Origin of the sequence: Rhizobium sp. OAE497 (assembly GCF_040546565.1) — a bacterium.
GTDB lineage: Bacteria > Pseudomonadota > Alphaproteobacteria > Rhizobiales > Rhizobiaceae > Rhizobium.
Map to the genome: position 1 here is coordinate 1,966,850 of NZ_JBEPOA010000001.1, position 26,991 is coordinate 1,993,840.

A 26,991-nucleotide genomic window follows, 5' to 3' on the forward strand; every position below is an offset into this window, starting at 1 on the left:
TCCTTGTTGCCATCGCTCTTTAGGGTTAGTTTTAGCAGGCAACGATGGAGCAAGACATGATCAAGACCACCATCGCGGCTTCTGTGTTTGCCGCTTATGCTTTCGCGATGTTCGCCATCGCCTCCCTCCCCCAGAGCAATCCGATTGTTCCGGTCGATCAGCTGACGACCAGCTCGACGAACTGAGCCGTCGCGCAAACGAAAAACCCCGCTCGATGAGCGGGGCCGGTTCGTGATCAAAATGCTTGGGAGGAATATACGTTTCCTCCTATCTATCCGGGCTGGACCGAAACTTGCGCCTTCACCAACTTAGGCGGTGAAGACCTCTTTCCGCAGCAACTCCCACGACGCCTTGTCCGGTGCGATCAGCAGCCCGCCGTCGACATGGTGCGGCAGATAGGGCGAGCCGTCGAAACGGGCAGCATAGGCGCCGGCTTCCTGGGAGATCAATGTCCCCGCCAGGTGATCCCACGGCATCAGCTTGTTGTACGAGAGATAGTGCACATGGCCTGACGCGAAGGTGCGGTATTCATGCGCCGCGCAGCGATAGTTGGCGAGGAAGCGCACCTTGGCGAGATTGGCGAGGATTTCAGCGCGCTTCTCCTTGGCGAAGAAACCGGTCGACGCCATTCCGACCATCTGGCCGAGCTCCACGGGCTCGGCAACTTTCAGCCGCTCCGTCTCGCCATCCGGCCGCTTCAGCCAGGCACCGCTGCCCTTCTCCGCCAGCACCCAGTCGTCGCCCATCGGATCGTAGATGATGCCGGCCACGGTCTCGCCCTTTGAGACGACGGAGGCCATGACGCCGAAGGCCGGGATGCCCGACGCGAAATTGAACGTGCCATCGACGGGATCGACGATGATCGCGAGATCGGCACCCTCGAGGCGGTCGAGCAGCGCCGGATCGGCGGCGACCGATTCCTCGCCGATGAACAGCGCTTCGGGCCAGAGCTTTGCAGCCTCGGCCTTGATCATCCGTTCGGCCTGCTCATCGGCCTCCGTCACCAGATCGGTCGCTTCCGACTTGGCGCGCACGTCACCGGCGCCCAGCCGGCGGAAGCGCGGCAATATCTCGGCCTTCGCCGCCCGCCGGAGGAGATCGGAGAGCGTCGTTACATCAACTTTCGAGGTCATGGCATGTTCCTGTTTCGGGCGTCCGCCCAGTTACTCGCTCTTCGATGACGGTTCGGTGACCATCAGGGACGAAAAGTCGAAAAGCTTGGGATCGAGAAGATGCGACGGGTTCACGTGGGCGAGTGCCCTGAGCATCGTATCCTTACGGCCGGGCATGCGCCGCTCGATATCGGCGAGCATATCCTTCATCGCATTGCGCTGCAGGCCGTCCTGCGAACCACAGAGATCGCAGGGAATGATCGGAAACTGCATGGCAGAAGCGAACTTCGCCATGTCGTCTTCGGCGCAATAGGCCAGCGGTCGCAGAACCATGAGGTTGCCCTCATCGTTGAGCAGCTTCGCCGGCATGGAGGCAAGGCGCCCGCCATGGAAGAAATTCATGAAGAAAGTTTCGAGGATGTCCTCTCGGTGATGGCCGAGCACCAGCGCATCGCAGCCCTCCTCCTTGGCGATCCGGTAGAGATTGCCGCGGCGAAGACGCGAACAGAGCGAGCAATAGGTCGCCCCCTCCGGCACCTTCTCTTTCACGATCGAATAGGTATCGCGATACTCGATCCGGTGCTTGACGCCGATACCGCTCAGGTATTCCGGCAGGATATGCTTCGGGAAGTTCGGCTGGCCCTGGTCGAGATTGCAGGCGACCAGCTCCACCGGCAGCAGGCCGCGCCACTGCAGATCGAGCAAGAGAGCGAGCAGGCCATAGGAGTCCTTGCCGCCGGAAACGCCGATCAGCCAGCGCTTCTGGCCCTTCAGCATATCGAAATCGTCGAATGCCTGGCGCACATTGCGCAGCAGACGCTTGCGGAGCTTGTTGAACGAGACCGAGCGCGGCGCATCGGCAAACAGCGCGTGAGCGATACCACCGTCGTCGGTGGTTTCATCGAGGGCGTCGGCAATGTTGGCAGCGATATTCATCGTCTCTTCCGGATCGTCAGTTGATCTGCCTTAGCAGAAAGCAGCGGCAGGACACAGCATCAATCGCCGAAAACCGACCAGCCGGTGCGCGCCGCCAGCATTTCCAGCGCCACGGCGCCAAGCTGCGAATTGCCGACCTTGTTGAGGCCCGGAGACCAGACGGCGATCGAGGCGATCCCGGGCGCCACCGCAAAGATACCGCCGCCGACGCCGCTCTTGCCGGGAAGGCCGACGTGGTAGGCGAAATCGCCCGATCCGTCGTAATGGCCGCACATCAGCATCATCGCATTGATGCGCCGCGCCCGCTTCGGCGAAACGACGGAATGGCCGGTGACCGGGTTGCTGCCGCGCGCCGCCAGGAACAGCCCGGCGCGAGCCAGCTGCTCGCAGGTCATCGACAGCGCGCATTGATGGAAATAGACGCCGAGCACATGCTCGACCGGATGATCGATATTCTTGTAGGCGCGCATGAAATTGGCGAGCGCGAAATTGCGGTAGCCCGTCTGCGTTTCCGAGCGCGCCACCTTCTCGTCGATGGTGACGGATTCGTCGTCCGCGAGATAGCGCACGAAGCGCAGCAGCTCGCCGATCGCCTCGCGCGGCGCATGGCCGGCCATGACGACATCGGTGACGGCAATGGCGCCGGCATTGATGAAGGGATTGCGGGGGATACCGCTTTCGTGTTCCAGCTGGACGATGGAATTGAAGGCCGAGCCCGACGGCTCGCGGCCGACGCGCTTCCACAGGCTCTCGCCCACCTTGCCGAGCGCCAGCGTCAGCATGAAGACCTTGGAAATGCTCTGGATGGAGAAGGCTACGGCAGCGTCGCCGACGCTGTAAATCTTGCCGTCCGTGGTGGCGATCGTCATTGCGAACTGGTTGGGATCGATCTTGGCGAGCTCGGGAATGTAATCCGCAACCTTGCCCTCGCCGATCCGCGGCGTCAGTTCCTTGTAGATGCTGTCGAGGACGGCCTGCAAATCCACCATGACTTCCCTCCAGAGAACAAAAAAGCCGCCCTGTGAGGCGGCTTTTCCGTATGCGAAAACGCCTCGCGATTAACGCGAATAGAATTCGACCACCAGATGCGGCTCCATGACGACCGGGTACGGAACGTCGGAGAGCGAAGGAACGCGTGCGAAGGTCGCAACCATCTTGTTGTGATCAACTTCGATGTAGTCAGGAACATCACGCTCAGCGAGAGAGATGGATTCCAGAACCGTTACGAGCTGCTTCGACTTCTGGCGAACTTCGATGACGTCGCCGGCCTTGCAACGGTAAGAACCGATGTTGACGCGGACGCCGTTCACGGTCACGTGGCCGTGGTTCACGAACTGGCGGGCAGCGAAAACGGTCGGGACGAACTTGGCGCGATAAACGATCGCGTCGAGACGGGACTCCAGAAGACCGATCAGGTTTTCCGAAGTGTCACCCTTGCGGCGGTTGGCTTCGTCGAAGATCGCACGGAACTGCTTTTCGCGCAGGTCACCGTAGTAGCCCTTCAGCTTCTGCTTGGCGCGCAGCTGCACACCGAAGTCAGAGAGCTTGCCCTTGCGGCGCTGACCATGCTGGCCCGGGCCGTATTCGCGGCGGTTCACCGGGGACTTAGGACGGCCCCAGATGTTTTCGCCCATACGGCGGTCAATCTTGTACTTGGACGATTCGCGCTTGCTCATCGTATTTCCTTTCAGAGTGTTAGAACGGTCTGTTGCCAAACCGCGCGAAGGAAACACGCCCTCCTTTGGCTTTCTCTCGAAAGCCCGACAGGACCAAACCATTACGCGAACGGGATGAATCCACGGGACATGTCAAATGAAACACCGGACATTGCTGCCCGGTGCTGGCGCGGTCTTTATGGATAAGTCACGGGATTGTCAAACGGAATCTGCCGCCGGCGCCTCGCCTTCGGCCGGCTCGAGCGAACCCGCAAGCTTGCGCAGCAGACCGGACAACGCCCGGCGCTCCCCTTCATCGAGGGCATCGAGCAAACGCAGCTCCCGGCCCATGTCCTCACGGAAGGCAGCCTCGGCGCGGCGCATACCCTCGGCAGTCAATACCACGACGAAACTGCGCTTGTCCTGATCCGAGCGTTCGCGCGTGACCAGCCCAGCCTTCTCCAGCCGATCGAGCCTGTGCGTCAGCCCGCCGGAAGAGATCATCAGGTGACGGTAAAGCTCCGTCGGGATCATCCGGTAAGGCGGCCCGGACCGGCGGACCGTCGCGATCACATCGAACTCGCCGCGATCGAGATCGAACTCCGCAAAGGTCGCCTCGATCGACGGCCTCACCAGATTGGACAGCCGGTAGATGCGGCCGAGAATGCTCATCGGCGTCGTATCGAGATCCGGCAGTTCCTGGGCCCAGAGCGCGCGCAGGCGGTCGACATGGTCTTCGGTCGTCATGGTCAAATCCAATTTATCTTGACGAGAAGATAAATTGGATTATCTTCTCACTAAGATAAATTGATAGCGAAGTCTGGCGCAGGTTCCAAGGGAGGAAATCATGTTCCACGTCATCAGCCGCGAAAATCAGAAACAGTTTCCGAACCGCACCATCCTTTTCGAGGGCGGCGCGTTCGGCGCACCGGTCTCGATCTTCCTCATAGACAACGAGCCGGGCCAAGGCCCTGCCCTGCATGTCCATCCCTATACCGAAATGTGGATCGTCCGCTCGGGACAGGCGCGCTTCACCGTCGGCGAAGAGACCCTAGACCCCAACCCCGGCGACATCGTCGTCGTCAACGCCGAGACACCCCACTGCTTCAAGAATGTCGGTACGACACGGCTGGAACTGACCTGCATCCACGCCAGCCCGGAAGTCATTCAGAGCTGGGTTTGAAAGCCCTACTCGGCAGCGCTCTTCAGCGCATCGTCGTCAGGCGCGTCAGCCGAACCCGGCGCGGTCTCAGCCTGTAGGTCAGGGAAAGCGACGATGCGCTTGCCGGTGAAATCCGTATGGACGACGATCAGGCCCTGTTCTTCGAAATAGCCGAGCAGACGGCGGGCGCGGCGGGCGGAATGGGTGCCGTAGGCGCGGGCGATGCGGGCGTCAGACGGGCATGGTTCGCCGCCGAGCGCGGCCTTCGCCATCATCAGGAACACGCCCTGCAGATCGTCGGTCACGCCATTCGACAGCGAGAGCGCCGTGGCCCAGCCTTCGCTGGCCGCCATTTCGGGATCGACGCCCGAGCGCGATACGGCCACGCGGCGGCGGAAGTCCTGCAGCGACAGCGGCGGACCGGGAACGCGGCGCATGCGCAGACGCACCAGGAATTCCTGATAGAGTACCGAATCCGTGCGGAAGCCCGACGAGGGATCGTCGAGAATTTCGGAGAGAACGCCGGACAGACGTTCCTCGCGCTCCTCGGCGGACAGTTCCGGCTGGCTGGAGCGCGGCTCGGAAGGCGCCGGGACTGCGGCGGGCGCCGAGCGCGACAGCTCGGCAAGGATATCGGTGGTCGGGCGCGGCGCGGGCGCCGCGCGGCGAACGAGCGGCCGCTGGAACTCTTCCGGATCCGGCGTGAAGATCAGGTCCTCGACATCCTGCGGCGCATCCGGCAGCGGCATCAGCTTCGGGCTCGACGAACGCGCCGAGGTCTCGACATTGCCGATCTGGATCGGCAGTGGACGGCGAGACAGCGCCGGACCGAGGGCGACGAAATTGCCACGCTTGAGGTCACGGAACATTTCCGCTTGGCGCCGGTCCATGCCGAGAAGATCGGCGGCGCGCGCCATGTCGATATCGAGGAAGGTGCGGCCCATCAGGAAGTTCGAGGCTTCGGCCGCGACGTTCTTCGCAAGCTTTGCCAGACGCTGCGTGGCGATGACGCCCGCCAGACCGCGCTTGCGGCCGCGGCACATCAGGTTGGTCATCGCGCCGAGCGACATCTTGCGCGCGTCTTCCGAGACATCGCCGCCGACGGAGGGCGCGAACATCTGCGCTTCGTCGACGACGACGAGAACCGGATACCAATATTCGCGGTCGGCATCGAACATGCCGTTGAGGAAGGCAGCCGCAGCGCGCATCTGCTGCTCGATATCAAGGCCCTCGAGCGTCAGCACGCAGGAGACGCGGTGCTGGCGGATGCGGTTGGCGATGCCGGCAAGCTCTGCCTCGGTGCGCTCGCCATCGACGACAATATGGCCGAAACGGTCGCTGAGCGTCACGAAGTCGCCTTCGGGATCGATGATCACCTGCTGAACCCATTGGGCGGATTGCTCAAGCAGGCGTCGCAGAAGATGCGATTTGCCGGAGCCGGAATTGCCCTGGACGAGTAGGCGCGTTGCCAGCAGCTCCTCGATATCGAGTGTCGCCGGGCTGCTGCCGGACGCCGTTCCCATATCGATGCCAACCTGCAAGTCTGATTCCCCTTAAGATTTCACCGGCGTGTCTAGCATATTCGCCGCCGCGATTGTTACCCGTTTGGCGCAAAAACCCACAGAAAGACGCGAGCGGTCAGACGGCCTCGCGCTCGACCAGCCGGCCGCTATTCTCGGTAGCGCGTGGCGTCAGCATATGCGTGAAGATCAGGCTGACGAACAGCGGCACCATCAGCACCGCAAGCCCGATCCGCAAGCCCCAATATTCACCGATGAAACCGATGATCGGCGGCCCGACGAGAAAGCCGAGAAGCGCCACGAAGGACAGGATCGCCAGGCTCGCAGCCGCCGGGCGATCGGTCAGCGCCGCAGCCGCCGTCACAGCGAGCGGAAAACCGACGGAGACGCCGACGCCGATCGCCGCGAAGCCGAGGAGCGCAAAGGGCGGCGCTGGCGCCACCAGGATGATCAGCATCCCGGCAAGCGAGGCAATGCCGCATCCGCGCGCGATCGCCACAGGCCCGAACCGGCCCTTCATGTAATCGCCGCTGAAGCGGCCCGCCGCCACCATGAAGGCGAAGACGGAATAGCCCAGCCCCATCTGCGCGCCCTCGGAGCCGAAGACATCGCGAAGATAGACCGCCGACCAGTCGGCAATCGCGCCCTCGGTCATCGTCACGCCAAAGACGAAGGCGCAGATGCCGATAAGCGCCAGACCGGGCAGCTTGAAGCGGTAAGTCGCGGCGGTCTCCGCATGGTGACTTTCCGGCAGTTTCGGCAGCCGGGTGCTGACGAAGAGCGCAATCGGCAGCACGACGACAGCAATGGCGAGGATCGACCAATGCGGCGGCGCGCCGATGGCAATCGCACCGGCGCCGAGCAGGCTGCCGAACATGATGCCGAGGCTCCAGAAGCCGTGCGAGCGGCTCATGATGATCAGCCCGGTCACCTTCTCGGTCAGGTCAGCCTCAACATTCATGCCGAGTTCGACGGTCGAGAGTGCCACACCGAGGATCATCAGCGAGAAGAACAGAAGCGTCACAGTCGGCGCGAAGGCCGGAAGCGAAACGACGGCAAGAAAGAAGACGAAGCCATAGATGATCGCCGCCCGTCCCCCGATGCGTGAGACGACGCGGCCGGCGAAAGACAGGGTCAGCAGCGTACCGATCGGCAGGCCGAGAAGCGCGATCGCGAGATCCGCGGTGCCGAGGTTCAGCTTCGCCTGCACATCCGGGATGCGCGGCAGCCATGCCCCGAAGGCGATCGGCTGCAGGAAGAAAATCAGCATGACAAGTCTTTGAAGCGGCACGGCGCGCATCCCTTCATTCTCAGAGGCGGAAGGCGCCGCTTCTGATTCCCCATCGACAAATCTGCGTCATTGCCACGCCTAAGGAAAGCGCGGATCACCTATCGCGTGCTGAGGCCGAAACCCTGCATCAGCCGCGCCGTCGCGAAATCGGGATTGCCCGACGTGAAGACGGCAAAGTCGAAATTGTCAGGGTGAACGGCGCCGGCCACCTGCGGCACCAGGCTGCGGGCACGTCGCGCAATCGCCTCGGCCGGATCGAGCCAGTCGACTGGCCAGGGCGCGAGCCTACGGAAAAGATTGGCCATGAACGGATAATGCGTGCAGGCGAGCACGACGATATCGGTCTTGTGCCCATCCTTCTCGACGAAACACTGCTCGATCTCGCTGGTCACGGCCGCATCCGAAACCGTCTCGCCGCGAATATAGGCCTCCGCCATCCGCGCCAGATTTTCCGAACCGACGAGACGAACGTGGCATTGCTGCGCGAAGGACTGGATCAGGTCGCGCGTATAGGCGCGCTTGACCGTTCCGGGCGTCGCCAGCACGGAGACCAGACCGGAGCGCGTACGCTCCGCCGCGGGCTTGATCGCCGGCACGGTGCCGACAAAGGTCATCTGCGGAAAGGCCGCCCTGAGATCGGCGCCGACAAGCGTGAAGGCCGTGTTGCAGGCGATGATGCACACTTCAGGGTCATAGTCATTCAGCAGTTTACCGAAAAGCGCTATGACGCGCTCCTTCAAGGCCTGCTCTTCCCAGCCGCCATAGGGAAATCCGGCATCGTCGGCGACATAGATGAAGCCGCGCTCGGGCATCAGCACGCGCGCCTCGCGCAGCACGGTCAGGCCCCCGATACCGGAATCGAAGACCAGGACCGGTTTCAGCTCATTCGCCGCTGACGTCATCTTTCGGCTGTTCCTTGGCAACTGCGGGAGACCGGCTTCCGCGCGGATATTGCCGCGAGAAACGGTCGAGGGAGGAGATTACGCCGCGCAGCACGCTGATTTCCTGTTCCGTGAAAGCGCGGCGGGAGAGGACGGCCCTGAGGTTGTCCACCATTTTGGGCTTTTTCGCGGGCGGATGGAAATAATTGCGCGCTTCCAGCGCTTCCTCGAGCTGGTCGAAGAAGCCGAACAGCTGCTCCTTGGTCGACTGCGTCTGCTCCATAGCCTGGAACGGCACGTCGGAGAGATCCTCCATGCCCGACTTCATCCACTCATAGGACATCAGCAACACCGCCTGGGCGATGTTCAGCGAGGCAAAGGCGGGATTGACAGGGAAGGTGACGATCTCGTCGGCCAGCGCCACTTCCTCGTTGGTGAGGCCCCAGCGCTCGCGGCCGAAGAGGATGCCGGTGCCCTCGCCTGCCCGAAATTTCGTCCGCAAGGTTTCCGCCGCGACGACAGGAGAGCGTACCGGCTTGAAACCGTCGCGTTCGCGCGCCGTCGTCGCATAGACGAAATTGAGATCGGCAATCGCCTGTTCCAGTGTGTCGTAAACCTTGGTAGCCTCGATGACGTGATCGGCCTTGGACGCCGTTGCCTGCGCCCGCTCGTTCGGCCAGCCATCGCGCGGATTGACGAGCCGGAGCTCCGAAAGGCCGAAATTCGCCATGGCGCGTGCCACCATGCCGATATTCTCGCCCATCTGCGGTTCGACCAGAATGATCGCCGGTCCCTCGGTCAGAAGTTCCCGCTCGCTGTTTGTGCCTGCCATATACGCCGTCCTTGCTTTCGAGCCGGAATAGCCCCGCTGGCAGCAAACGGCAAGACTTATGCGGCCGGATAGAGCCGATCGAGCACGCCACCGATCATCTCGACGCCCAGCCGCGAACCCTCAGCCGATATCGGCAGATTGCGTGCCGCGGATGACGGCGACTGCCGCTCGACGAAGAAGCACTCGGAGCCGCGAGGCGCGATCTCGGCGATCCGCGCCCGCGCCTGTCTCAGCGCAGCAACGATCTGTTCGTGGTCGTCGGCACCCATATTGCCACCAAGCGAACTCGCGACGATCCGCGCCCAATAGGTCCCCGACAGGAAGATCGCCAGCGTCTGGCGGATGGGTCCCGGCCGCGTCACGACAGACCAGGTGGAGCCGAGTGGCCGCGCCGCAACCGTCACATCCCGATAGGCCGCATCGAGAGTCTGCGACAGACCGATCAGCTCATAGCGCGGCTTCCCGTCCACGGTGGCGGCAAGCAGCGCGTCGAGTGCATCGAACCATTTCCGGAGGGCCGCATCGAGCGCGCCGCGGGTGCGCGCCGGGAACACGAGAAAGGCAACCGCCGTCCCGGCAATCGCGCCGATTAGCGTCTCCTCGAAGCGCAGCGCCAACAGATCGACGGTCAGCGCTCCGGTCATCCCGTAGACAAGGCAGAGCACGATCGAGATGAAGAAGGTCATCGTCGCATAGGAAATCTGCAGGAAGTAGAAAGCGAGGAAGATACAGACGATGGCGACCGGGATACCGACTGCATCCTCGCTGCCGATCAGCGTTGCCAGACCAAGACCGATCGCAATACCGAACAGCGTGCCGAGCGAGCGCTGCAGCGCCTTCATCGCGGTATCGCCGCGCGAATTGGTATTGGTGAACACCAGAAACGAGGCCAGCACGGCCCAGAACCACCGCTCGCGCGACAGGAGCAGACCGAGGCTCATCGCCAGCGCGGCCGCCAACGTGATCTGCAGCGTCGACCTGATTTGCGGATTGTTGAGCGAGAAGTCGATCCCGGTGGCGGTAGCCTGGTCCTCCGCGGGCAGTATCCCGGCAAAATTGGTCAGCCGCGCCTCAGCTATTGTCTCCCCCAAGTGACATTTCGTTTCGCCGAGCCAGAAGAGCGCCCGGCGCGTCTCCGCTGCCGCATCGGGCGATGCGTCCCTGTCTTCATCGAGCCCCCTGTGCCGGCCCTCGATAATGGCGTGAACGAGAGCGAAATCCGGAACACTCTGCAGGCTGAGAACGATGGCGCTTTCGGCGGCAAGGTGCAGATCGAAGAGCCGGATCGCCAGTTCCGCCGCCGGGTCGCCGCCCTTGTCGAACACGCCGCCGGCCGGGCGCGGAATGAAGCTTTCCGCCATCAGCACGACTTCCTTCAGCCGTTCCTCCAGCACCCGCAGTTCCCGGCGATCATGCTCGGCGACTTTCCCTTCGGATGCGAGGGCCGCGAGCTTGAACAGGATCTGGTTCACCCTGCCCTGCACGCTCTCCAGCGATCGCAGAAGGTCGCGGCGCCAATCCTCGGGCATGACCATGACGCGCATGACATGCCCCGTCAGCGCCGCAACGACGGGGCCGACCGCCACCAGCGGCAGTTCCGCAATATCAGGCTGGAAATAGGCGCCCATGAAATAGGAGGTGAAGGCGAACATGCCGATCGCAAAGCCGCGCGCCCCGAAGACGCGGGCGGACGCCGCCAGGAAGATCACCACGAGAAAGGCAAGGTCCGAGAGAACCCGGTGGCCCTCCAGCGCCGCCGCGACCCCGACCACCACCAGACTGGCGACACAGCCAAGCAGCCGGGTGACCAGCTGCTGCGCATTGCCCTTGTCGCGCACGGCAACCCCACCCTCGATCGAGAGCAGGATACCGAGACCGTAGGACGCCGTCGGCAGCGGCACGGCGAAGAGGTGGATGGCAAACAGGATCGCGAAGGAGATGACGATCGTCAGTGTCACGCGCGATGCGATCCGCAAGCGCGACAGCGCCGGATCGTTGGCAAGCAGCCAGTCGCGAAGATCGAAACCCGAAAACAACAGATAAGCCCTCACGCACCGGAATCTCGAAAGATGCGCTACCCGGAGATACCGCCGCAAAGGCCAAAATCAAACGGCTGACGGCGCCTAATGTTTGGCGATCTCGTCCATCGTCGATTTCAGTGAGCTCGTCTCCTTGGTTTCGTCATCCTGCAGCATGATGTCGTCGACGACAGGCTTGCCGTCCTCGGTCACCATCTCGAAACGCACGGTCGAGACCGCCTTCGCCTCGTCGCCATCGGCGCAGCCCATCTTCCGGAACGAGACGACGACTTCGTCCTCGCCCTCGGCCGTCTTCTGCGGCGTCAGCTTCAGATCCTCGAGCGGGCAAGCGTCCTGGCCATTGATGATCACATCGTAATCGAAGGGCGAAATGCCGTCGTCGACGGCCGGATGTTTGGCCGCTTCGCGATACTTCGCGGCGAAATCCTTGCTGTAGAGCTTGTCGAGTTTTGCCGCATCGAAAATGTCGACCCACTCGATGTCGTCGCCCGACCAGTTGTTGACCGTCGCGTCCATGATTTCCTGAACCGGCGCCGGAATATCGGCGGCAGTTGCGAGCGTCGGCAGGCCGGCCAAACCGGCGATCAGCAAGGCAATCGTCTTCATGATGAAATGTCCGTTAACGAAGCAATTGCCGCGGACACTAGCCGAATTCGCGCGCTTGGCAATGGGGCCCAAAATCCGCTTTCGGGGGCGCTTGCGGCTTTGCGTTCCGGGCACACAATGCTATAGCCCTCGGGATTTTAGAAATCACCCGCCACGGGACCCAGTCCCCATCAAGCTTACGAGGCAGATACATGAAAAAGATCAAGGTCGCTAACCCCGTCGCCGATCTCGACGGCGATGAAATGACGCGCATCATCTGGCAGCTTATCAAGGACAAGCTGATCCATCCGTATCTCGACCTCGAAATCGACTATTTCGACCTCTCTGTCGAAAACCGCGACGCCACCAACGACCAGGTCACCGTTGACGCCGCCAACGCCATCAAGAAGCACGGCGTCGGCATCAAGTGCGCGACGATCACCCCGGACGAAGACCGCGTCAAGGAATTCAACCTCAAGCAGATGTGGAAGAGCCCGAACGGCACGATCCGCAACATCCTCGGCGGCGTCATCTTCCGCGAGCCGATCATCTGCCAGAACGTTCCGCGCCTCGTTCCGGGCTGGACCAAGCCGATCGTCGTCGGCCGTCACGCTTTCGGCGACCAGTACCGCGCCACCGACTTCAAATTCCCGGGCAAGGGCAAGCTGACCATCAAGTTCGTCGGCGAAGACGGCACTGTCATCGAGAAGGACGTCTTCGACGCCCCCGGTTCCGGCGTTGCCATGGCGATGTACAACCTCGACGAGTCGATCCGCGAATTCGCCCGCGCCTCGATGATGTACGGCCTGATGCGCAAGTGGCCGGTCTACCTGTCGACCAAGAACACCATCCTGAAGGCCTATGACGGCCGCTTCAAGGACATCTTCCAGGAAGTCTACGAAGCTGAATTCCAGGATCAGTTCAAGGAACTCGGCATCACCTACGAACACCGCCTGATCGACGACATGGTCGCTTCGGCTCTCAAGTGGTCCGGCGGCTACGTCTGGGCCTGCAAGAACTACGACGGCGACGTCCAGTCCGACACGGTTGCCCAGGGCTTCGGTTCGCTCGGCCTGATGACCTCGGTTCTCCTCACGCCGGATGGCAAGACGGTCGAAGCCGAAGCCGCTCACGGCACGGTTACCCGCCACTACCGCCAGCACCAGAAGGGTCAGGAAACCTCGACGAACTCGATCGCCTCGATCTTCGCCTGGACCCGCGGCCTCGCACACCGCGCCAAGCTCGACGACAACGCCGAACTCGCAAAGTTCGCCTCGACGCTGGAAAAGGTCTGCGTCGACACCGTCGAAGCCGGCTTCATGACCAAAGACCTGGCGCTGCTGATCGGCCCGGATCAGCCCTGGCTCTCCACCACTGCCTTCCTCGACAAGATCGACGAGAACCTGCAGAAGGCCATGGGCGCCTGAGGCGGCCAGCAATAGCAAACAGCAGAACGGCGGGATCTTCCCGCCGTTTTCATTTCAACAACAAGGGAACAGCACATGACGACGATCCGCCTGCTCACGCTTTCCGACCGCGCTGCATGGGAGCCGCTGTGGAAGGGCTATCAGAGTTTCTACGAAGTCGTCATTCCGCCTGAGACCACCGATCTCACCTGGGCGCGCTTCCACGCCGCAAACGAGCCGATGCATGCCTTCGGCGCCTTTGACGATGACGGCACGCTGAAGGGTATCGTCCACGCGATCTTCCATCGCTCGACATGGCTGCCGAAATGGACCTGCTACCTGCAGGATCTCTATGTCGAGGCAGACCAGCGCGGGCTTGGCACCGGCGCCGCACTGATCGAGCGTGTCGCCGATCTGGCGCGCGAGAATGGCGCCGGCCGGCTCTACTGGATGACGCACGAGAGCAACGAGCGGGCACGCCGCCTCTACGACCAGATCGCCGAGCGCTCCGGCTTCATCCAATACCGCAAGCAGCTCTGACTGCTGACAGAATCTGGCAGCAGCCTCCTCTAGACATTGCCGCATCGCTGGCCTGCGCCAGATATCGACAATGGAGAAGGAGAGGTCATGACAGAAGAGCTGGTATTCTACACGAACCCGATGTCGCGCGGGCGCATTGCCCGCTGGATGCTGGAGGAAACAGGTGTTCCCTACCGCACCGAAATCCTGACCTTCGGCGGCACAATGAAGGGCGAGGATTATCTCTCGGTCAACCCGATGGGCAAGGTGCCGGCGATCCGCCATAACGGCACTGTCGTCACCGAATGCGCCGCGATCTGCGCTTACCTCGCCGATACCTTCCCTGAGAACGAACTGGCGCCGCGCCCGCAAGAGCGCGGCTCCTATTACCGCTGGATGTTCTTTGCCGCAGGCCCGCTGGAATCGGTCGTCACCATCCGCATGCTCGGCGTCGTCACCCCCGCCGACAAGGCCCGCAGCGTCGGATATGGCAGCTTCGGCGATGTCATGGACACGCTCGAAAAAGCAGTGACCGAGACGCCCTATATCGCCGGCGACCGCTTCACCGCCGCCGATGTCTATGTCGGCTCGCATGTCAGCTGGGGCTTGAATTTCGGCTCCATCGAAAAGCGGCCGGCCTTTGCCGATTATCTCGGCCGCGTCACCAGCCGTGAGGCCTACAAACGCGCCGCCGCAATCGACGACGAAGCGTTGAAGGGCATGCCGCAGGCCGCCTCATACTAGCGGCATGTAGATATCCGTCAGCAATCCGGTCGGCGCCGTATCGCGCGGATTGTTGAGATAATCCTCGAACATCAGGGCATCGCGCAGCTGCCGGCCGGAAACCGGCAGCCACTCGCCATAGAGCCACTGATAAGCCCTGTGCATATCGGCATAGGGTCCCTTGTGGCGCAGAACCGCATATTCGCCGCCATCGATCCGCCGGCGCTCGAACGGCGGATCGGCTGCGATATCCGCGCCGCCGGCAACGCAGGCGATCGAACGCAGCTCGTCGGCCGGAACGATATCGGGATCATCGAAATAGACGCCGATCATCCGCATGTCGGGTTTCGCCAGCCCCCGGGCATGCAGCGTTCCTAACAGCGTCTCGAAGGCCTTGCCGATCTGCATGTAGGAGCCGCGATGCGGCACGCCGATCAGGTCGATCGGCTCGATGGTCTTCAAGGTCACGTCAAACATGGCTGTTGCCTTTCCTGGCAGCGGAGGTTGGAAGACTGTGTGGCTTCCCTCTTTCCGGTAGCGTGCCGGCGGCATGCCATAGACCGATTTGAAGATCCGGTTGAAAGACTGGAGATTGGGATAGCCCGATCGCTTCGCAATCTCGCTGATATCAAGATCGGTGCGGACGATATCGCCCGCCGCGCGATGCAGCCGCAGCCGCTTGACGGTGGCCGCCAGCGTCTCGCCATGAATCGCGCGATAGATCCTGTGCCAGTGATAGCTCGACATGCAGGCGATATCGGCCAGCCGCGCCATATCCAGCTCCTCGTCGAGGTGGTCGTAGATATAGGCCGAAACCCGCTGGAGGCGGTTTTCATAGAGAGACCAAGCCGTTTGCCCGTTCATGTCAAACCTCATGCAAATCGATCGGCTGCAGGAAAGCATAGACCGATTTGACAAATCCTGCGGACTTGCGCGGCCCGCGAATCTTGATAGACCGGAATTCCGGCTCGAACCCAAGAGGATTTCATAATGCCGGATTTTTCAACACTCATGCTCTTTGCCGCCGCAGCCCTGGTGCTGACCGCGACGCCCGGACCCGACATGCTGCTGATCGCCTCGCGCAGCATCAGCCAAGGCCGCGCCGCGGGCTTTCTCACCTATGCTGGAATTGCCGCCGGCACCTATTGCCACGCGCTCGCCGCCGCCTTCGGCCTGTCGCAGCTCTTCGTCACCGTCCCCGCCGCCTATGAGGCCGTCCGCTTGGCGGGCTGCGCCTACCTTCTCTACCTCGCCTACAAGACGATCCGCTCGCAGGCGACCGCCTTCGAGCCCACATCGACAGCGCAGAGGATATCCAGCATCCGCATCTTCACGACGGGCCTGGCGACGAACCTGCTCAATCCGAAGATGGCGCTCTTCGTGCTCGCCCTCTTTCCGCAGTTCATCCTTCCGAATGCCGGTTCGATGGCAAGCCAGATGCTCGTACTTGCAAGCATCCTCAACATCATTGGCTTTGCGGTGAATGGTGCGGTGATCCTGCTCGGCAACCAGATACGCAATCGCCTCAAGGCGATGCGCCGGTTTCCACGGCTGCCGCAATACGCTCTGGCGACCGTCTTCACCGGGCTCGCCTGCCGGCTTGCTCTGCAGTCGAGGAACTGAAACGGATTGCGGCGCGCTCAGCTCTGGCGCGCCGCCTCTGCCCGCTGCTGGATCAGCGAAAAGATCTCCTCGACGGAACGGTCGAGGCCGCTTGTCGAGAGCGTCAGATATTCGTTGGATTTTCCAAGCGCACGATTGTTGAGCCGCACCATGCGCGAAAGCGTCAGAGCGGCGGACGCCCCCGGTGTCACCTGAAGTTCGATGAAACGCTGCTTGTGAAGCTGGAAGACGCGCACCGCCAGCAGATCGCGCCAGGCAATGCGTTCCGGCGCAACCTCGGTTGCCAGCAGGCCCTCGTCGGAAAAATCCAGAACCGGGCGGCGATCGAAAGCCTTCCAGGCGATCGCTATGAAGGCGATCAGGAAAAACAGGCCACCGATAATGCCGATGAAAACAGGAAAACCGCCCGCGCCTTCCTTCTGATAGCCGGTGAAGCCGACAAAAAGCGCGAGCGCTGTCATGAGCAGCGAGAGAAAGGCAAGACCGATCATCTTGGCCGGAGAGCGGTGGACCTTCATCGAGAACCTCCTGCCCTCCGGGCCTTTATCGATCAGCCGGCAAGTGCCGCGGCAACAGCCTCGATCGCCTCGTCGGCCTTCGCCCCATCCGGACCGCCGGCCTGCGCCATGTCGGGACGGCCGCCGCCGCCCTTACCGCCGAGCGCGGCAGAGGCGATGCGGACGAGATCGACGGCGCTGAAGCGGCCGACCAGATCTTCGGTAACGGCGACGACTGCGCTCGCCTTGCCGTCTTCGGAGACGCCGATCAGCGTCACGACGCCGGAACCGAGGCTCGCCTTGCCGTCGTCGGCCAGACCCTTGAGGTCCTTCGGATCGATACCCGAAATTGCCTTGCCGAGGAACTTGACGCCGGCCACGTCGCGAACGGCGTCTTCCGAGCCGCCCTGCCCGCCGCCCATGGCAAGCTTGCGCTTGGCATCGGCCAGTTCCTTCTCCAGCTTGCGGCGCTCATCCATGAGTGCTTCGACACGCGACAGCACCTCGCCCGGTTGCACCTTGAGCGCACCGGCCAGTGCCTTGACCCGGTCGTCCTGCTCGGCGAGATAGGCGCGAGCCGCCTCGCCGGTGACCGCCTCGAGGCGGCGCACGCCAGAGCTGACCGCGCTGTCGCCGAGGATGCGCACCAGTCCGATATCGCCTGTGGCAGACACGTGCGTGCCACCGCACAGTTCGATGGAATACGGCTTTCCGGTCTTGGCGCCGTGCAGGCTCTGCCCCATGGCAACCACCCGCACCTCGTCGCCATACTTCTCGCCGAACAGCGCCATCGCGCCTTCGGCGCGGGCGTCGTCGACGCTCATCAGACGCGTCGTGACCGGTGAATTCTGCAGAATGATCTCGTTGGCCATATCCTCGACCACCTTGAGCTCGTCCGCCGACATAGGCTTGGGATGCGACACGTCGAAGCGCAGGCGGTCGGGTGTGACCAGCGATCCCTTCTGGGCTACGTGGGTACCCAACACCTCGCGCAGCGCCTCATGCAACAGATGCGTTGCCGAATGGTTGGCGCGGATCTGCGAGCGACGGGCATGATCGACCGTCAAGGCCACGGCATCGCCGGCCTTGATCGTGCCTTCGACGACCGTGCCGATATGCACGAACAGACCCTCGCCGCGCTTCTGCGTATCGGTGATCTCGATCTTGGCATGATCGGACGAAATGATGCCGGCATCGCCGACCTGGCCACCGGACTCGCCGTAGAACGGCGTCTGGTTGACGACGATCTGAACCTTGTCGCCGCTGGCGGCCTGAGCAACGGCAGCACCGTCCTTGACGATCGCCTGGACGACGCCTTCGGCCGTCTCCGTGGCATAACCGAGAAACTCGCTTGCGCCATGCTTTTCGCGCAACTCGAACCAAATGGTTTCGGTCGCCTTGTCGCCGGAGCCGGCCCAATGCGAACGCGCTTCGGCCTTCTGGCGCTCCATGGCATCGGTGAAGCCGCTGAGATCGACGCTGATTTCGCGGGCGCGCAACGCATCCTGCGTCAGGTCGAGCGGGAAGCCGTAGGTGTCGTAAAGCTTGAAGGCCGTCTCGCCGTCGAGCATGTCACCCCTGCCAAGCGTCGTCGTCGCATCCGAAAGCAGCGACAGGCCGCGCTTCAGGGTGGTGCGGAACTTGGTTTCCTCAAGCTTCAGCGTCTCGGTGATCAGCGCTTCGGCGCGCACCAGCTCCGGATAGGCCCGGCCCATCTGCTGGATCAGTGCCGGCAGCAGCTTCCACATCAGCGGTTCGCGGGCGCCAAGCAACTCTGCATGACGCATGGCGCGGCGCATAATGCGTCGAAGCACATAGCCACGGCCTTCTGCGGACGGCAGAACGCCGTCGGCGATCAGGAAAGCGGAGGACCGCAGATGGTCGGCGATGACCCGGTGGCTGGCGCGCTGGTCGCCTTCGGCCTTGACGCCGGTCGCCTCTTCCGAGGCTTCGATCAGCGCCCGGAACAGGTCGATGTCGTAATTGTCATGCTTGCCCTGCAGCAGCGCCGCAACGCGCTCGAGGCCCATGCCGGTGTCGATCGACGGACGCGGCAGGTCGACACGTTCTTCCTTAGTGATCTGCTCGTACTGCATGAAGACGAGGTTCCAGATCTCGATGAACCGGTCGCCGTCTTCTTCCGGCGAGCCGGGAGGGCCGCCCCAAATATGATCGCCGTGGTCGTAGAAAATCTCCGAGCACGGACCGCACGGGCCGGTATCGCCCATCGCCCAGAAATTGTCGCTGGTCGGAATGCGGATGATCCGGTCGTCAGAAAGACCGGCGACCTTCTTCCACAGGCCGAAAGCCTCGTCGTCGGTGTGATAGACAGTCACCAGCAGGCGCTTGGCATCGATGCCGAATTCCTTGGTGATCAGGTTCCAGGCAAGCTCGATCGCCCGTTCCTTGAAATAATCGCCGAAGGAGAAGTTGCCGAGCATCTCGAAGAAGGTGTGATGGCGGGCAGTATAGCCGACATTGTCGAGGTCGTTATGCTTGCCGCCGGCGCGCACGCATTTCTGCGCCGTCGCCGCCGTCGAATAAGGACGCTTCTCAAGACCGGTAAAGACGTTCTTGAACTGCACCATACCGGCATTGGTGAACATCAGCGTCGGGTCGTTGCGCGGCACGAGCGGGCTCGACGGCACGACTTCGTGGCCGTTGGTCTTGAAATAGTCGAGGAAGGTCGACCGGATATCATTCACACCGCTCATGCTATGCCCTTCAATGCTGCCCACGGCAGGTCAAAACTTTAAATCCAGTGGCTTTTATCGCCCGCATTAACCACTGTCCAGCAGACAAACGCCAGACAGCTTTGAGCATACAGGCATCCGCAAACGAAACCGCCCGCATTCGGGTCTCGAATGCGGCCGGCTGGCACTCAAATTGTCAGGAAAGGATCAGGGCTCGCCGTCACCGTCGCCGTCATTGGCATCCGGTCCGCCGTTCTGCAGAATGCGGTCGGCGATCAGGCCGGCATTCTGGCGCAGCGACGTCTCGATCTCGCGGGCAACATCCGGATTGTCGCGCAGGAAGATCTTCGCATTCTCGCGGCCCTGGCCGAGGCGCTGGCTGTTATACGAGAACCAGGCGCCCGACTTCTCGACGATGCCGGCCTTGACGCCGAGATCGACGAGCTCGCCGGTCTTGGAAACGCCTTCGCCATACATGATATCGAATTCGACCTGCTTGAAGGGAGGCGCCATCTTGTTCTTGACGACCTTGACGCGGGTCTGGTTGCCGATCACCTCTTCGCGCTCCTTGACCGCGCCGATACGGCGGATGTCGAGGCGAACCGAGGCGTAGAACTTCAGCGCGTTACCGCCCGTCGTCGTCTCAGGCGAACCGAACATGACGCCGATCTTCATGCGGATCTGGTTGATGAAGATCACCATGCAGTTCGACTTCGAGATCGAGGCCGTCAGCTTGCGCAGCGCCTGGCTCATCAGGCGGGCCTGAAGACCCGGCAGGCTGTCGCCCATTTCGCCTTCGATTTCGGCACGCGGCGTCAGCGCCGCGACCGAGTCGACGACGAGAACGTCGACGGCGCCGGAGCGAACCAGCGTGTCGGTGATTTCGAGCGCCTGCTCACCGGTATCGGGCTGCGAGATCAAGAGGTTCTGCAGATCGACGCCAAGCTTGCGTGCATAGACCGGGTCCAGCGCGTGTTCGGCGTCGACGAAGGCGCAGATGCCGCCCTTCTTCTGGGCTTCCGCGATTGTCTGCAGCGCCAGCGTCGTCTTACCGGAGCTTTCCGGTCCGTAAATTTCGATGATACGACCCTTCGGGAGACCGCCGATGCCGAGCGCGATATCGAGGCTGAGAGAACCCGTCGATACGGTTTCGACCTCGATGACGCTGTCCTTCGCGCCGAGTTTCATGATCGAGCCCTTGCCGAACGACCGCTCGATCTGAGAGAGTGCCGCTTCAAGTGCCTTGCTTTTGTCCACCGATTTGTCCTCTACAAGCCGCAATGTATTCTGTGACATTCGATCCACCTTTAGGTTATTGAAGCCGCTCTAGCAATGTCGCCGCCGATGCCGATTTTGTACGTGATTTGTTCTCATTTCGCAAGAGGCGTTCAAGCGGTTGAAAGAAAAAGGTAAATCAGTACGTGTTCTACTTTTGTTTTATCGATGTGAAGCAAGGGCTTAGCGCGCCCGGGCATCGGCAGCCGGAGAATCTCCCGCAGGCACGATTCGCTAAAACAAGAGCGGCTGGAGCATCGCGGTGAAGCGCAAGATTCTCGTTCTCGGCGGCGCTCATGTCGATCGCCGCGGCCGCATTTCCGGCGAGACCGCGCCGGGTTCCAGCAATCCCGGCAGCTGGTTCGAGGAAGCCGGCGGCGGCGGCTTCAATGCCGCTCGCAACCTCGCCCGCCTCGGCTTCGACGTCACGATGATCTCGCCGCGCGGCGGCGACCCGACCGGCGAGATGGTCACGGAGGCGGCCTATGCCGCCGGGATCAACGACCGCCCCTTCGTCTTCCTCGACCGCAAGACGCCGAGCTATACCGCGATCCTCGAGCGCAACGGCAATCTCGTCATTGCACTCGCCGACATGGATCTCTACCGCCTCTTCGTTACCCGCCGCCTGGCGATCCGCTGGGTGCGCGATGCATTTGCGGCGACGGATATGATCCTCTTCGATGCCAACCTGCCGGAGGACACGATCACCGCGATCGTCGCCCGCGCCAACAGCCTCGGCAAGCCAGTTGCCGCGATCGCCATCTCACCGGCCAAGGTCGTCAAGCTGAAGCCATCGGCCGGAGGTATCGATTATCTGTTCCTCAACGAGGCGGAAGCTGCCGCCCTTGCCGGACAGCGGCCCGAGAATGCTGCTGAATGGGCATCTCTGCTCGGTGACATCGGCCTAAAGGGCGGCATCGTCACCCGGGGCCAGCGCGAGCTGATCGCCTTTGCAGGCGGCGGCGCGATTGCCCTGCAGCCGCCGTCGATCGAAACGGTGGCCGATGTCACGGGTGCCGGAGATTCCCTTGCAGCCGGCGTGCTTTCCGCCATCATGCAGGGATTGCCGCTGGAAGAGGCCGTGCGCCATGGCGCCGCCGCCGCCGCTGTCACCGTGCAGTCACCGCTTGCTGTCAGTGAAAATCTGACGCCGGAACTGCTCCGCGACACGCTGGCACTTGTTCCGGCCGCCAGAATTCTGCATTGAAGCGCGCTTATCGATGAACTGGAAAAGACAATGACGAAACCGATCTCCCCTCAGCTGCCGATTGCCTATTCGAAGGAAGTTGCCGCCGCCAGGCAGCGCGGCGCCCCGCTGGTAGCGCTGGAATCGACCATCATCACCCATGGCATGCCCTACCCCGGCAATATCGAGATGGCCCGCAGCGTCGAGGCGATCATCCGCGAACAGGGCGCCATCCCTGCCACGATCGCGGTCATGCACGGTGTGCTGCATATCGGTCTGGAACCGGAAGAGCTTGAAAGGCTCGCCAAGGAAAAGGACGTGATGAAGGTGTCGCGCGCCGACCTCGCCTTCTCGATCGCCGAGCGCCGCACCGGTGCGACGACGGTTGCCGCAACGATGATTGCCGCGGCGCGTGCCGGCATCAAGGTCTTCGCAACCGGCGGCATCGGCGGCGTGCATCGCGGCGCTGAGGAAAGCTTCGATATTTCGGCCGACCTGCAGGAACTCGCCCGCACCGGCGTCATCGTTGTCTGCGCCGGCGCCAAGGCGATCCTCGATATTCCGAAGACGTTGGAAGTGCTGGAAACCTCGGGCGTCCCTGTTGTCACCTACGAGAGCGAAGAATTCCCGGCTTTCTGGTCGCGTGCATCGGGCCTGAAGAGCCCGCTGACGCTGAACAGCCCGGCCGCGATCGCCAATTTCCAGGCGACCCGCGAGCAACTCGGCATCGACGGCGGCATGCTGATCGCCAATCCGGTTCCGGAAGCCGACGAAATCCCGCGCGAGGAGATGGAAATCTATATCGAGCGCGCCCTCGACAGCGCCGAGCGTGACGAGATCACCGGCAAGGCCGTCACGCCCTACCTGCTCAGCACAATCTTCGACCTGACCGATGGCCAGAGCCTGAAGACCAATATCGCGCTGGTCGAAAACAATGCGCGTCTCGCGGCAGAGATCGCCGTGGCGCTGGAAGCCTGATCAGAAAAAAGTCTTGCGGGAGGCGGCAGCGCCTCCCGTTCAGTTCTGGTCGAGCGTTTCCTTGACGACGACGGCCAGCTGCTTCAGCGAGAACGGTTTCGGCAGGAAGCCGAACTTCGAGCCCTCCGGCAAGTTGCGGGCGAAGGCATCCTCGGCATAGCCGGACACGAAGATGAACTTCATATCCGGATATTTCTTGCGCAGCTCACGCAGCAGGCTCGGTCCATCCATTTCCGGCATGACGACGTCGGAGACGACGATATCGACCTTGCCTTCCAGCTCGTCCAGAATATCGAGCGCTTCGATGCCAGATCCGGCCTCGTGCACGGTATAGCCGCGCGTCTCCAGCATTCGCTTGCCGCCGCGCCGCACCGCTTCCTCGTCCTCGACGAGCAGGATCACGGCACTGCCGGTCAGATCCTCCGGCTGCTCCGGCTGGGCAGCAACCGGCATCGGCACGACATTGCTGGTTTCGCCCGCCTCGACAGCCTCGGCTTCCGCCGCAATTGCCGGCTCGACGATATGGCGCGGCAGGAATACCCGGAACGTCGTTCCCTTGCCGACTTCGGATTCCGGCTGGATATAGCCGCCCGACTGCTTGACGATGCCATAGACCATGGCAAGGCCAAGACCGGTGCCCTTGCCGACTTCCTTGGTGGTGAAGAACGGCTCGAAGATCTTGTCCATGATCTCGGGCGCGATGCCGGTGCCGGTATCGGCCACCTCGACCAGCACCATATCCTCGGCCGGCATATAGGAATAATTGAAGGCCGCGACTTCCTGTGCCGTCACATTGCGCGTACGCACCGTCAGCTTGCCGCCTTCGGGCATCGCGTCGCGGGCATTGACGCAGAGATTGATCAGCACCTGTTCGAATTGCGACAGGTCGGTTTTCACCGGCCAGAGATCGCGGCCATATTCGACGTCGAGCTTCACATGCGTACCAGACAGCAGCCGGTCGACCAGCATGCGCAGGTCGCCGACGACATCGGTGAGGTTCAAGACGCTCGGGCGCATCGTCTGCTTGCGTGAGAAAGCGAGCAACTGGCGCACCAGTACGGCAGCGCGGTTGGCGTTGCGCTTGATTTCCATCAGATCCGCAAAGCTCGCATCCGAAGAGCGCGCCTGCAGCAACAGATGGTCGGACGAGAGCAGGATCGCCGTCAGCACGTTGTTGAAGTCGTGGGCGATACCGCCGGCCAGCGTGCCGACCGCATTCATCTTCTGCGTCTGCGCCATCTGCGCCTCGAGCGCCTTTTGCTCGGTCACCTCGACGGCATAGACGATCGCCGCCTCTTCCGGCGCCTCGTCGCTTTGGTCGATGACGGCGTTGACGTAGAAGCGGAAGTGCCGCGCCTCGTCGTTGGGCGTGCGGGAATCGATCGGCGGGATATCGCCCTGCCGGTCCTTCGCCGCAGCGAGCGCGGATTGCAGGCGTTCGCGGTCGCTTTCCTGGACGATGGTTTCGAGCAGAGCGCCGTTGTCGACATCGTCGCGCGAGACGATGCCGGAGAACAGCTTCAGGAACGGCGCATTGGTGCGCAGGATGCGGCCGGTGCCATCGACCGAGGCGATCGCCATCGGCGTATTGTTGAAGAAGCGGGTAAAGCGCATCGCTGCGGCCGAGGCCGACTGCTCGCTCTCCGTTCCGGCCTGGCGGCGCAGCACGATCGTCCGGCTCTCGCCCGGTGCGCCATCGCGCATAGACGTGACGCTGTGAACGATCTGCACCGGCAGGCTCTGGCCGTTGGATTTCTTGAGGTCGAGATCGAGCGTATCGGTCTTCTTCAGGCCCGGCTCGGCCTGCACCGACTGGATCAGCGCCAGCCCCTCGCCCGCCACCAGATCGCCGATCGTCATCGAACCCGGAATGAACTTGGTGAGATCGAGGCCTAGCCACTCGGCAAGCGTCGCATTGAGATAGAAGATCTCGCCCTTGCGGCCCGCTGAGAAGAAGCCGGCAGGCGCATGATCGAGATAATCGATGGCGTTCTGCAATTCCTTGAAGAAGCGCTCCTGGTCGTCGCGCTCGGAGGTAATGTCGCTGATCTGCCAGATATGCAGCGGCTTGCTGCCGCTTTCCTCGGTCTTCAGCGTGCGCGCCTTCAGCCGGTACCAATGGGCGCCGGAGCCATTCGGCGACGGTCCGAGTGCGCGCAGCAGGCGGAACTCTTCCTGGCCCTCGCGTCCCTCGCGCAACCCGTTGGAAAGGCGGTAGAGCGCCTCGTTGGATTCGCGATGGCGCGAGAGAAGCGCTTCCAGCGTCTGCACCTCGGTCGCCTTACGGGCGCCCGTCAGCTTTCCGTAGGCGCCGTTGGCATAGATGATCCGGCCCTTGTCGTCGGTGATCAGCGAACCGTCAGGGTGGCTGTTGAGGAACGAGCGGGCGAGACTGTCGGACTGGCGCTGCGGCATGACTTCGATGAAGCCGATGACCGAGGAGACCAGGAAGAAGATGCCCACCATGGCGAGAACGCCGAGAACACCGAGCACCATCTCGTTATCGAGCGAATTCTTGAACACCACGAAGGCGGCCGCGGCGGCAATCAGCACCAGCGCCAGCAGGATGATGCGAATGGCCGTACCTGAACGTCCTCCGCGATCCACGATCGGGGCATTGTAGTCGTCGGCCTGACGCGGTGTCGTCATCTAGTCCTCGCATGCGCCGATCCGGCATTTCGCTTTGTATGCGGAAGACAAAGCAGGAATCAGGCGTTCGTTCCTTCTTAGCAATTTGCAGGCCTTGCAAAAACAGTGCCGCGCCGCAAGAGCGCTTGAATTCACAAGGAACAGCGCCAGTTTCGCATGCCATCGGGCCCTTGTTGCAATCTTCTCGCAGGGGCGTGACTGGACAAGCACGCGCCCTATTGCCTAAGGAGCTGAAAAGCCTTCATGATGCGGCCTGCGTAAAGAGGAGTAAGAGATCATGTTAGACAGCGTAATGACCGACTATGGCAGCCGTTTCCTCTATGCTGCCGGCGGCGTTGGCCTTGCTCTCCTCGTGCTGGTCGGCGTCCTCTGGCTGATGCGCACCCGCGCACCGTCGCCTTTCGTGCGTGGCGGCAAGAACCGCCAGCCGCGCCTGCAGGTGCTGGATGCCGCCGCCGTCGATGCCCGCCGCCGCCTGGTGCTGGTGCGCCGCGACAATGTCGAGCACCTGATCATGATCGGCGGCCCGAGCGACGTCGTCATCGAAAGCCGGATCCTGCCGGAAAGCGCCGAAGAGCCGAAGCCTGTTGCCGCGCCGCGCCCTGTTGCCCCGGTAGCACCGGCCGCTCCCGTTACCGAGTTCCGGCCGCAGCCGGTTGCCGAGCGCCCGCAGCTGCGCGCCGTTCCCGACCCCAGGCCTGAGCCGCGTCCGGAACCGAAAATCGAGCCGAAAGCCGAACAGAAGCCGGAGCCGGTCGCAATCTTCGAAGAAGAAGAGGCCGAACCCGAGCCTTACGTTCCGGCACCCGCACCGGTGATCGAGCCGCGCCGCCCGCAGCCGATCGCACCCGTTGCCGTCGCGCCGGTAGCAACGCCTGCTCCCGCAGCCGAGCCCGCCCCGGCCCCGGCGATCATCGTCCCGCCGGTCATTCCGGCCCCTGAAACCCGCGTCCAGCCGCCGATTTCGATCCGCCCGGCCGAACGCACCGAGATGGCGCCCGCCCCGGAAACCACAAGCAACGCCGCCGATATTCTCGACGCCGCCCGCGCCCGTGTGCTGCCGCAGCAGGTCCGCATCGAGCCTCAGGTCTCCACACCGGCCGCCCAGAGCCTGCCGACCGTTTCCGAGGGGACGCCCGTCGTGACCGCCGATGCCGGCGCGCCGCCGCAGCAGCCGAAGGGTGATTTCCAGCGGATCCTCGAAGAAGAAATGAACACCAACTTCACCGCCGAACGCGTCGTTCAGCCGGTGCCGACGATCCTGCCGGCGCAGAGTATGCCGGTCCGTCCCGTTATCCCGCCGCAGCCAGCCAACCTGCCGCGCCGCGATCCTGAGATGGCGCCGGTGACGGGCGCCGATGCCGAACTGCAGAAGGAAGTGGCCCGCATCTTCGGCGAAATGAGCGTCAATCGCGACAAATAGCTCTGA

25 protein-coding genes are annotated in these 26,991 nt (G+C 62.6%); 9 read left to right on the top strand and 16 right to left on the bottom strand.

Features of this window, described 5'->3' with window-relative positions; all coding sequences use genetic code 11:
* The first annotated feature begins 56 nt into the window (after nucleotides 1-56).
* Nucleotides 57-185, top strand: coding sequence for a hypothetical protein (locus tag ABIE40_RS10220; protein WP_354540995.1), 129 nt, complete (start codon nucleotides 57-59; stop codon nucleotides 183-185).
* A gap of 123 nt (nucleotides 186-308) precedes the next feature.
* On the opposite strand, the gene ABIE40_RS10225 is transcribed toward ABIE40_RS10220, so the two are convergent.
* The 5 genes from ABIE40_RS10225 to ABIE40_RS10245 all read right to left on the bottom strand — a co-directional run bounded on the left by ABIE40_RS10225 (nucleotide 309) and on the right by ABIE40_RS10245 (nucleotide 4,450).
* On the bottom strand, nucleotides 309-1,133 hold the full coding sequence (locus tag ABIE40_RS10225) for an inositol monophosphatase family protein (protein WP_199629553.1): 825 nt from the start codon (nucleotides 1,131-1,133) through the stop codon (nucleotides 309-311).
* Nucleotides 1,134-1,163: 30 nt separating this feature from the next.
* The gene (gene ttcA / locus ABIE40_RS10230; protein WP_199629552.1) at nucleotides 1,164-2,048 is read right to left on the bottom strand and encodes a tRNA 2-thiocytidine(32) synthetase TtcA; all 885 of its coding nucleotides are present in this window, start codon (nucleotides 2,046-2,048) and stop codon (nucleotides 1,164-1,166) included.
* A gap of 59 nt (nucleotides 2,049-2,107) precedes the next feature.
* The gene (locus ABIE40_RS10235) at nucleotides 2,108-3,037 is read right to left on the bottom strand and encodes a glutaminase (RefSeq protein ID WP_199629551.1); all 930 of its coding nucleotides are present in this window, start codon (nucleotides 3,035-3,037) and stop codon (nucleotides 2,108-2,110) included.
* Nucleotides 3,038-3,106: 69 nt separating this feature from the next.
* A complete protein-coding gene (gene rpsD, locus ABIE40_RS10240; protein WP_112716485.1) occupies nucleotides 3,107-3,724 on the bottom strand; it encodes a 30S ribosomal protein S4 in 618 nt (205 codons plus the stop codon).
* Between the two features lie 198 nt (nucleotides 3,725-3,922).
* Entirely contained in the window at nucleotides 3,923-4,450 is a 528-nt protein-coding gene (locus ABIE40_RS10245) for a MarR family winged helix-turn-helix transcriptional regulator (protein WP_199629550.1), read from the bottom strand.
* A gap of 100 nt (nucleotides 4,451-4,550) precedes the next feature.
* Here ABIE40_RS10245 and ABIE40_RS10250 point away from each other — a divergent pair, with 100 nt between their 5' ends.
* Nucleotides 4,551-4,886 carry a cupin domain-containing protein gene (locus tag ABIE40_RS10250; protein WP_199629549.1) on the top strand — a complete coding sequence of 112 codons (336 nt, stop codon included), beginning with the start codon at nucleotides 4,551-4,553 and terminating at the stop codon, nucleotides 4,884-4,886.
* A gap of 5 nt (nucleotides 4,887-4,891) precedes the next feature.
* Here ABIE40_RS10250 and ABIE40_RS10255 read toward each other — a convergent pair whose 3' ends face one another.
* The 6 genes from ABIE40_RS10255 to ABIE40_RS10280 form a co-directional block, all read right to left on the bottom strand.
* Nucleotides 4,892-6,406 carry a helicase HerA domain-containing protein gene (locus ABIE40_RS10255; RefSeq protein ID WP_112716495.1) on the bottom strand — a complete coding sequence of 505 codons (1,515 nt, stop codon included), beginning with the start codon at nucleotides 6,404-6,406 and terminating at the stop codon, nucleotides 4,892-4,894.
* A gap of 97 nt (nucleotides 6,407-6,503) precedes the next feature.
* A complete protein-coding gene (locus ABIE40_RS10260) occupies nucleotides 6,504-7,676 on the bottom strand; it encodes an MFS transporter (RefSeq protein WP_354540996.1) in 1,173 nt (390 codons plus the stop codon).
* Between the two features lie 98 nt (nucleotides 7,677-7,774).
* Entirely contained in the window at nucleotides 7,775-8,578 is an 804-nt protein-coding gene (gene murI / locus ABIE40_RS10265; RefSeq protein WP_199629548.1) for a glutamate racemase, read from the bottom strand.
* Nucleotides 8,559-9,389 carry an RNA methyltransferase gene (locus ABIE40_RS10270; protein ID WP_199629547.1) on the bottom strand — a complete coding sequence of 277 codons (831 nt, stop codon included), beginning with the start codon at nucleotides 9,387-9,389 and terminating at the stop codon, nucleotides 8,559-8,561. The genes murI and ABIE40_RS10270 overlap by 20 nt, the downstream gene beginning before the upstream one ends.
* Before the next feature lie 56 nt (nucleotides 9,390-9,445).
* Nucleotides 9,446-11,425 carry an FUSC family protein gene (locus tag ABIE40_RS10275; RefSeq protein WP_199629546.1) on the bottom strand — a complete coding sequence of 660 codons (1,980 nt, stop codon included), beginning with the start codon at nucleotides 11,423-11,425 and terminating at the stop codon, nucleotides 9,446-9,448.
* Nucleotides 11,426-11,512: 87 nt separating this feature from the next.
* Nucleotides 11,513-12,034, bottom strand: a complete 522-nt coding sequence (locus ABIE40_RS10280) for a hypothetical protein (protein ID WP_199629545.1) — start codon at nucleotides 12,032-12,034, stop codon at nucleotides 11,513-11,515.
* Nucleotides 12,035-12,225: 191 nt separating this feature from the next.
* Here ABIE40_RS10280 and ABIE40_RS10285 point away from each other — a divergent pair, with 191 nt between their 5' ends.
* The 3 genes from ABIE40_RS10285 (at nucleotide 12,226) to ABIE40_RS10295 (ending at nucleotide 14,682) form a co-directional block, all read left to right on the top strand.
* Nucleotides 12,226-13,440, top strand: a complete 1,215-nt coding sequence (locus tag ABIE40_RS10285; RefSeq protein ID WP_130278217.1) for an NADP-dependent isocitrate dehydrogenase — start codon at nucleotides 12,226-12,228, stop codon at nucleotides 13,438-13,440.
* Between the two features lie 75 nt (nucleotides 13,441-13,515).
* On the top strand, nucleotides 13,516-13,959 hold the full coding sequence (locus ABIE40_RS10290; protein WP_199629544.1) for a GNAT family N-acetyltransferase: 444 nt from the start codon (nucleotides 13,516-13,518) through the stop codon (nucleotides 13,957-13,959).
* A gap of 87 nt (nucleotides 13,960-14,046) precedes the next feature.
* Nucleotides 14,047-14,682, top strand: coding sequence for a glutathione S-transferase family protein (locus ABIE40_RS10295; RefSeq protein ID WP_199629543.1), 636 nt, complete (start codon nucleotides 14,047-14,049; stop codon nucleotides 14,680-14,682).
* Here ABIE40_RS10295 and ABIE40_RS10300 read toward each other — a convergent pair.
* A complete protein-coding gene (locus ABIE40_RS10300; RefSeq protein WP_199629542.1) occupies nucleotides 14,674-15,525 on the bottom strand; it encodes an AraC family transcriptional regulator in 852 nt (283 codons plus the stop codon). The two genes, ABIE40_RS10295 and ABIE40_RS10300, sit on opposite strands and share 9 nt — an antisense overlap.
* Before the next feature lie 126 nt (nucleotides 15,526-15,651).
* Here ABIE40_RS10300 and ABIE40_RS10305 point away from each other — a divergent pair, with 126 nt between their 5' ends.
* Nucleotides 15,652-16,284, top strand: a complete 633-nt coding sequence (locus ABIE40_RS10305; protein ID WP_199629541.1) for a LysE family translocator — start codon at nucleotides 15,652-15,654, stop codon at nucleotides 16,282-16,284.
* 17 nt (nucleotides 16,285-16,301) lie between these two features.
* Here the strand turns inward: ABIE40_RS10305 and ABIE40_RS10310 are convergent, their stop codons facing one another.
* The 3 genes from ABIE40_RS10310 to recA form a co-directional block, all read right to left on the bottom strand.
* A complete protein-coding gene (locus tag ABIE40_RS10310; protein WP_199629540.1) occupies nucleotides 16,302-16,802 on the bottom strand; it encodes an STM3941 family protein in 501 nt (166 codons plus the stop codon).
* Nucleotides 16,803-16,834: 32 nt separating this feature from the next.
* Nucleotides 16,835-19,495 carry an alanine--tRNA ligase gene (gene alaS, locus ABIE40_RS10315; protein ID WP_199629539.1) on the bottom strand — a complete coding sequence of 887 codons (2,661 nt, stop codon included), beginning with the start codon at nucleotides 19,493-19,495 and terminating at the stop codon, nucleotides 16,835-16,837.
* A 186-nt stretch (nucleotides 19,496-19,681) separates the two neighbouring features.
* The gene (recA, locus tag ABIE40_RS10320; protein WP_130278210.1) at nucleotides 19,682-20,770 is read right to left on the bottom strand and encodes a recombinase RecA; all 1,089 of its coding nucleotides are present in this window, start codon (nucleotides 20,768-20,770) and stop codon (nucleotides 19,682-19,684) included.
* A gap of 241 nt (nucleotides 20,771-21,011) precedes the next feature.
* On the opposite strand from recA, the gene ABIE40_RS10325 reads away from it, so the two are divergent.
* A complete protein-coding gene (locus ABIE40_RS10325; protein ID WP_199629538.1) occupies nucleotides 21,012-21,956 on the top strand; it encodes a carbohydrate kinase family protein in 945 nt (314 codons plus the stop codon).
* Nucleotides 21,957-21,986: 30 nt separating this feature from the next.
* Entirely contained in the window at nucleotides 21,987-22,913 is a 927-nt protein-coding gene (locus ABIE40_RS10330) for a pseudouridine-5'-phosphate glycosidase (RefSeq protein ID WP_112716525.1), read from the top strand.
* Nucleotides 22,914-22,952: 39 nt separating this feature from the next.
* Here ABIE40_RS10330 and cckA read toward each other — a convergent pair whose 3' ends face one another.
* The gene (gene cckA / locus ABIE40_RS10335; protein WP_199629537.1) at nucleotides 22,953-25,562 is read right to left on the bottom strand and encodes a cell cycle histidine kinase CckA; all 2,610 of its coding nucleotides are present in this window, start codon (nucleotides 25,560-25,562) and stop codon (nucleotides 22,953-22,955) included.
* Nucleotides 25,563-25,839: 277 nt separating this feature from the next.
* Here cckA and ABIE40_RS10340 point away from each other — a divergent pair, with 277 nt between their 5' ends.
* Nucleotides 25,840-26,985, top strand: coding sequence for a flagellar biosynthetic protein FliO (locus tag ABIE40_RS10340; protein WP_199629536.1), 1,146 nt, complete (start codon nucleotides 25,840-25,842; stop codon nucleotides 26,983-26,985).
* Nucleotides 26,986-26,991: the final 6 nt, after the last annotated feature.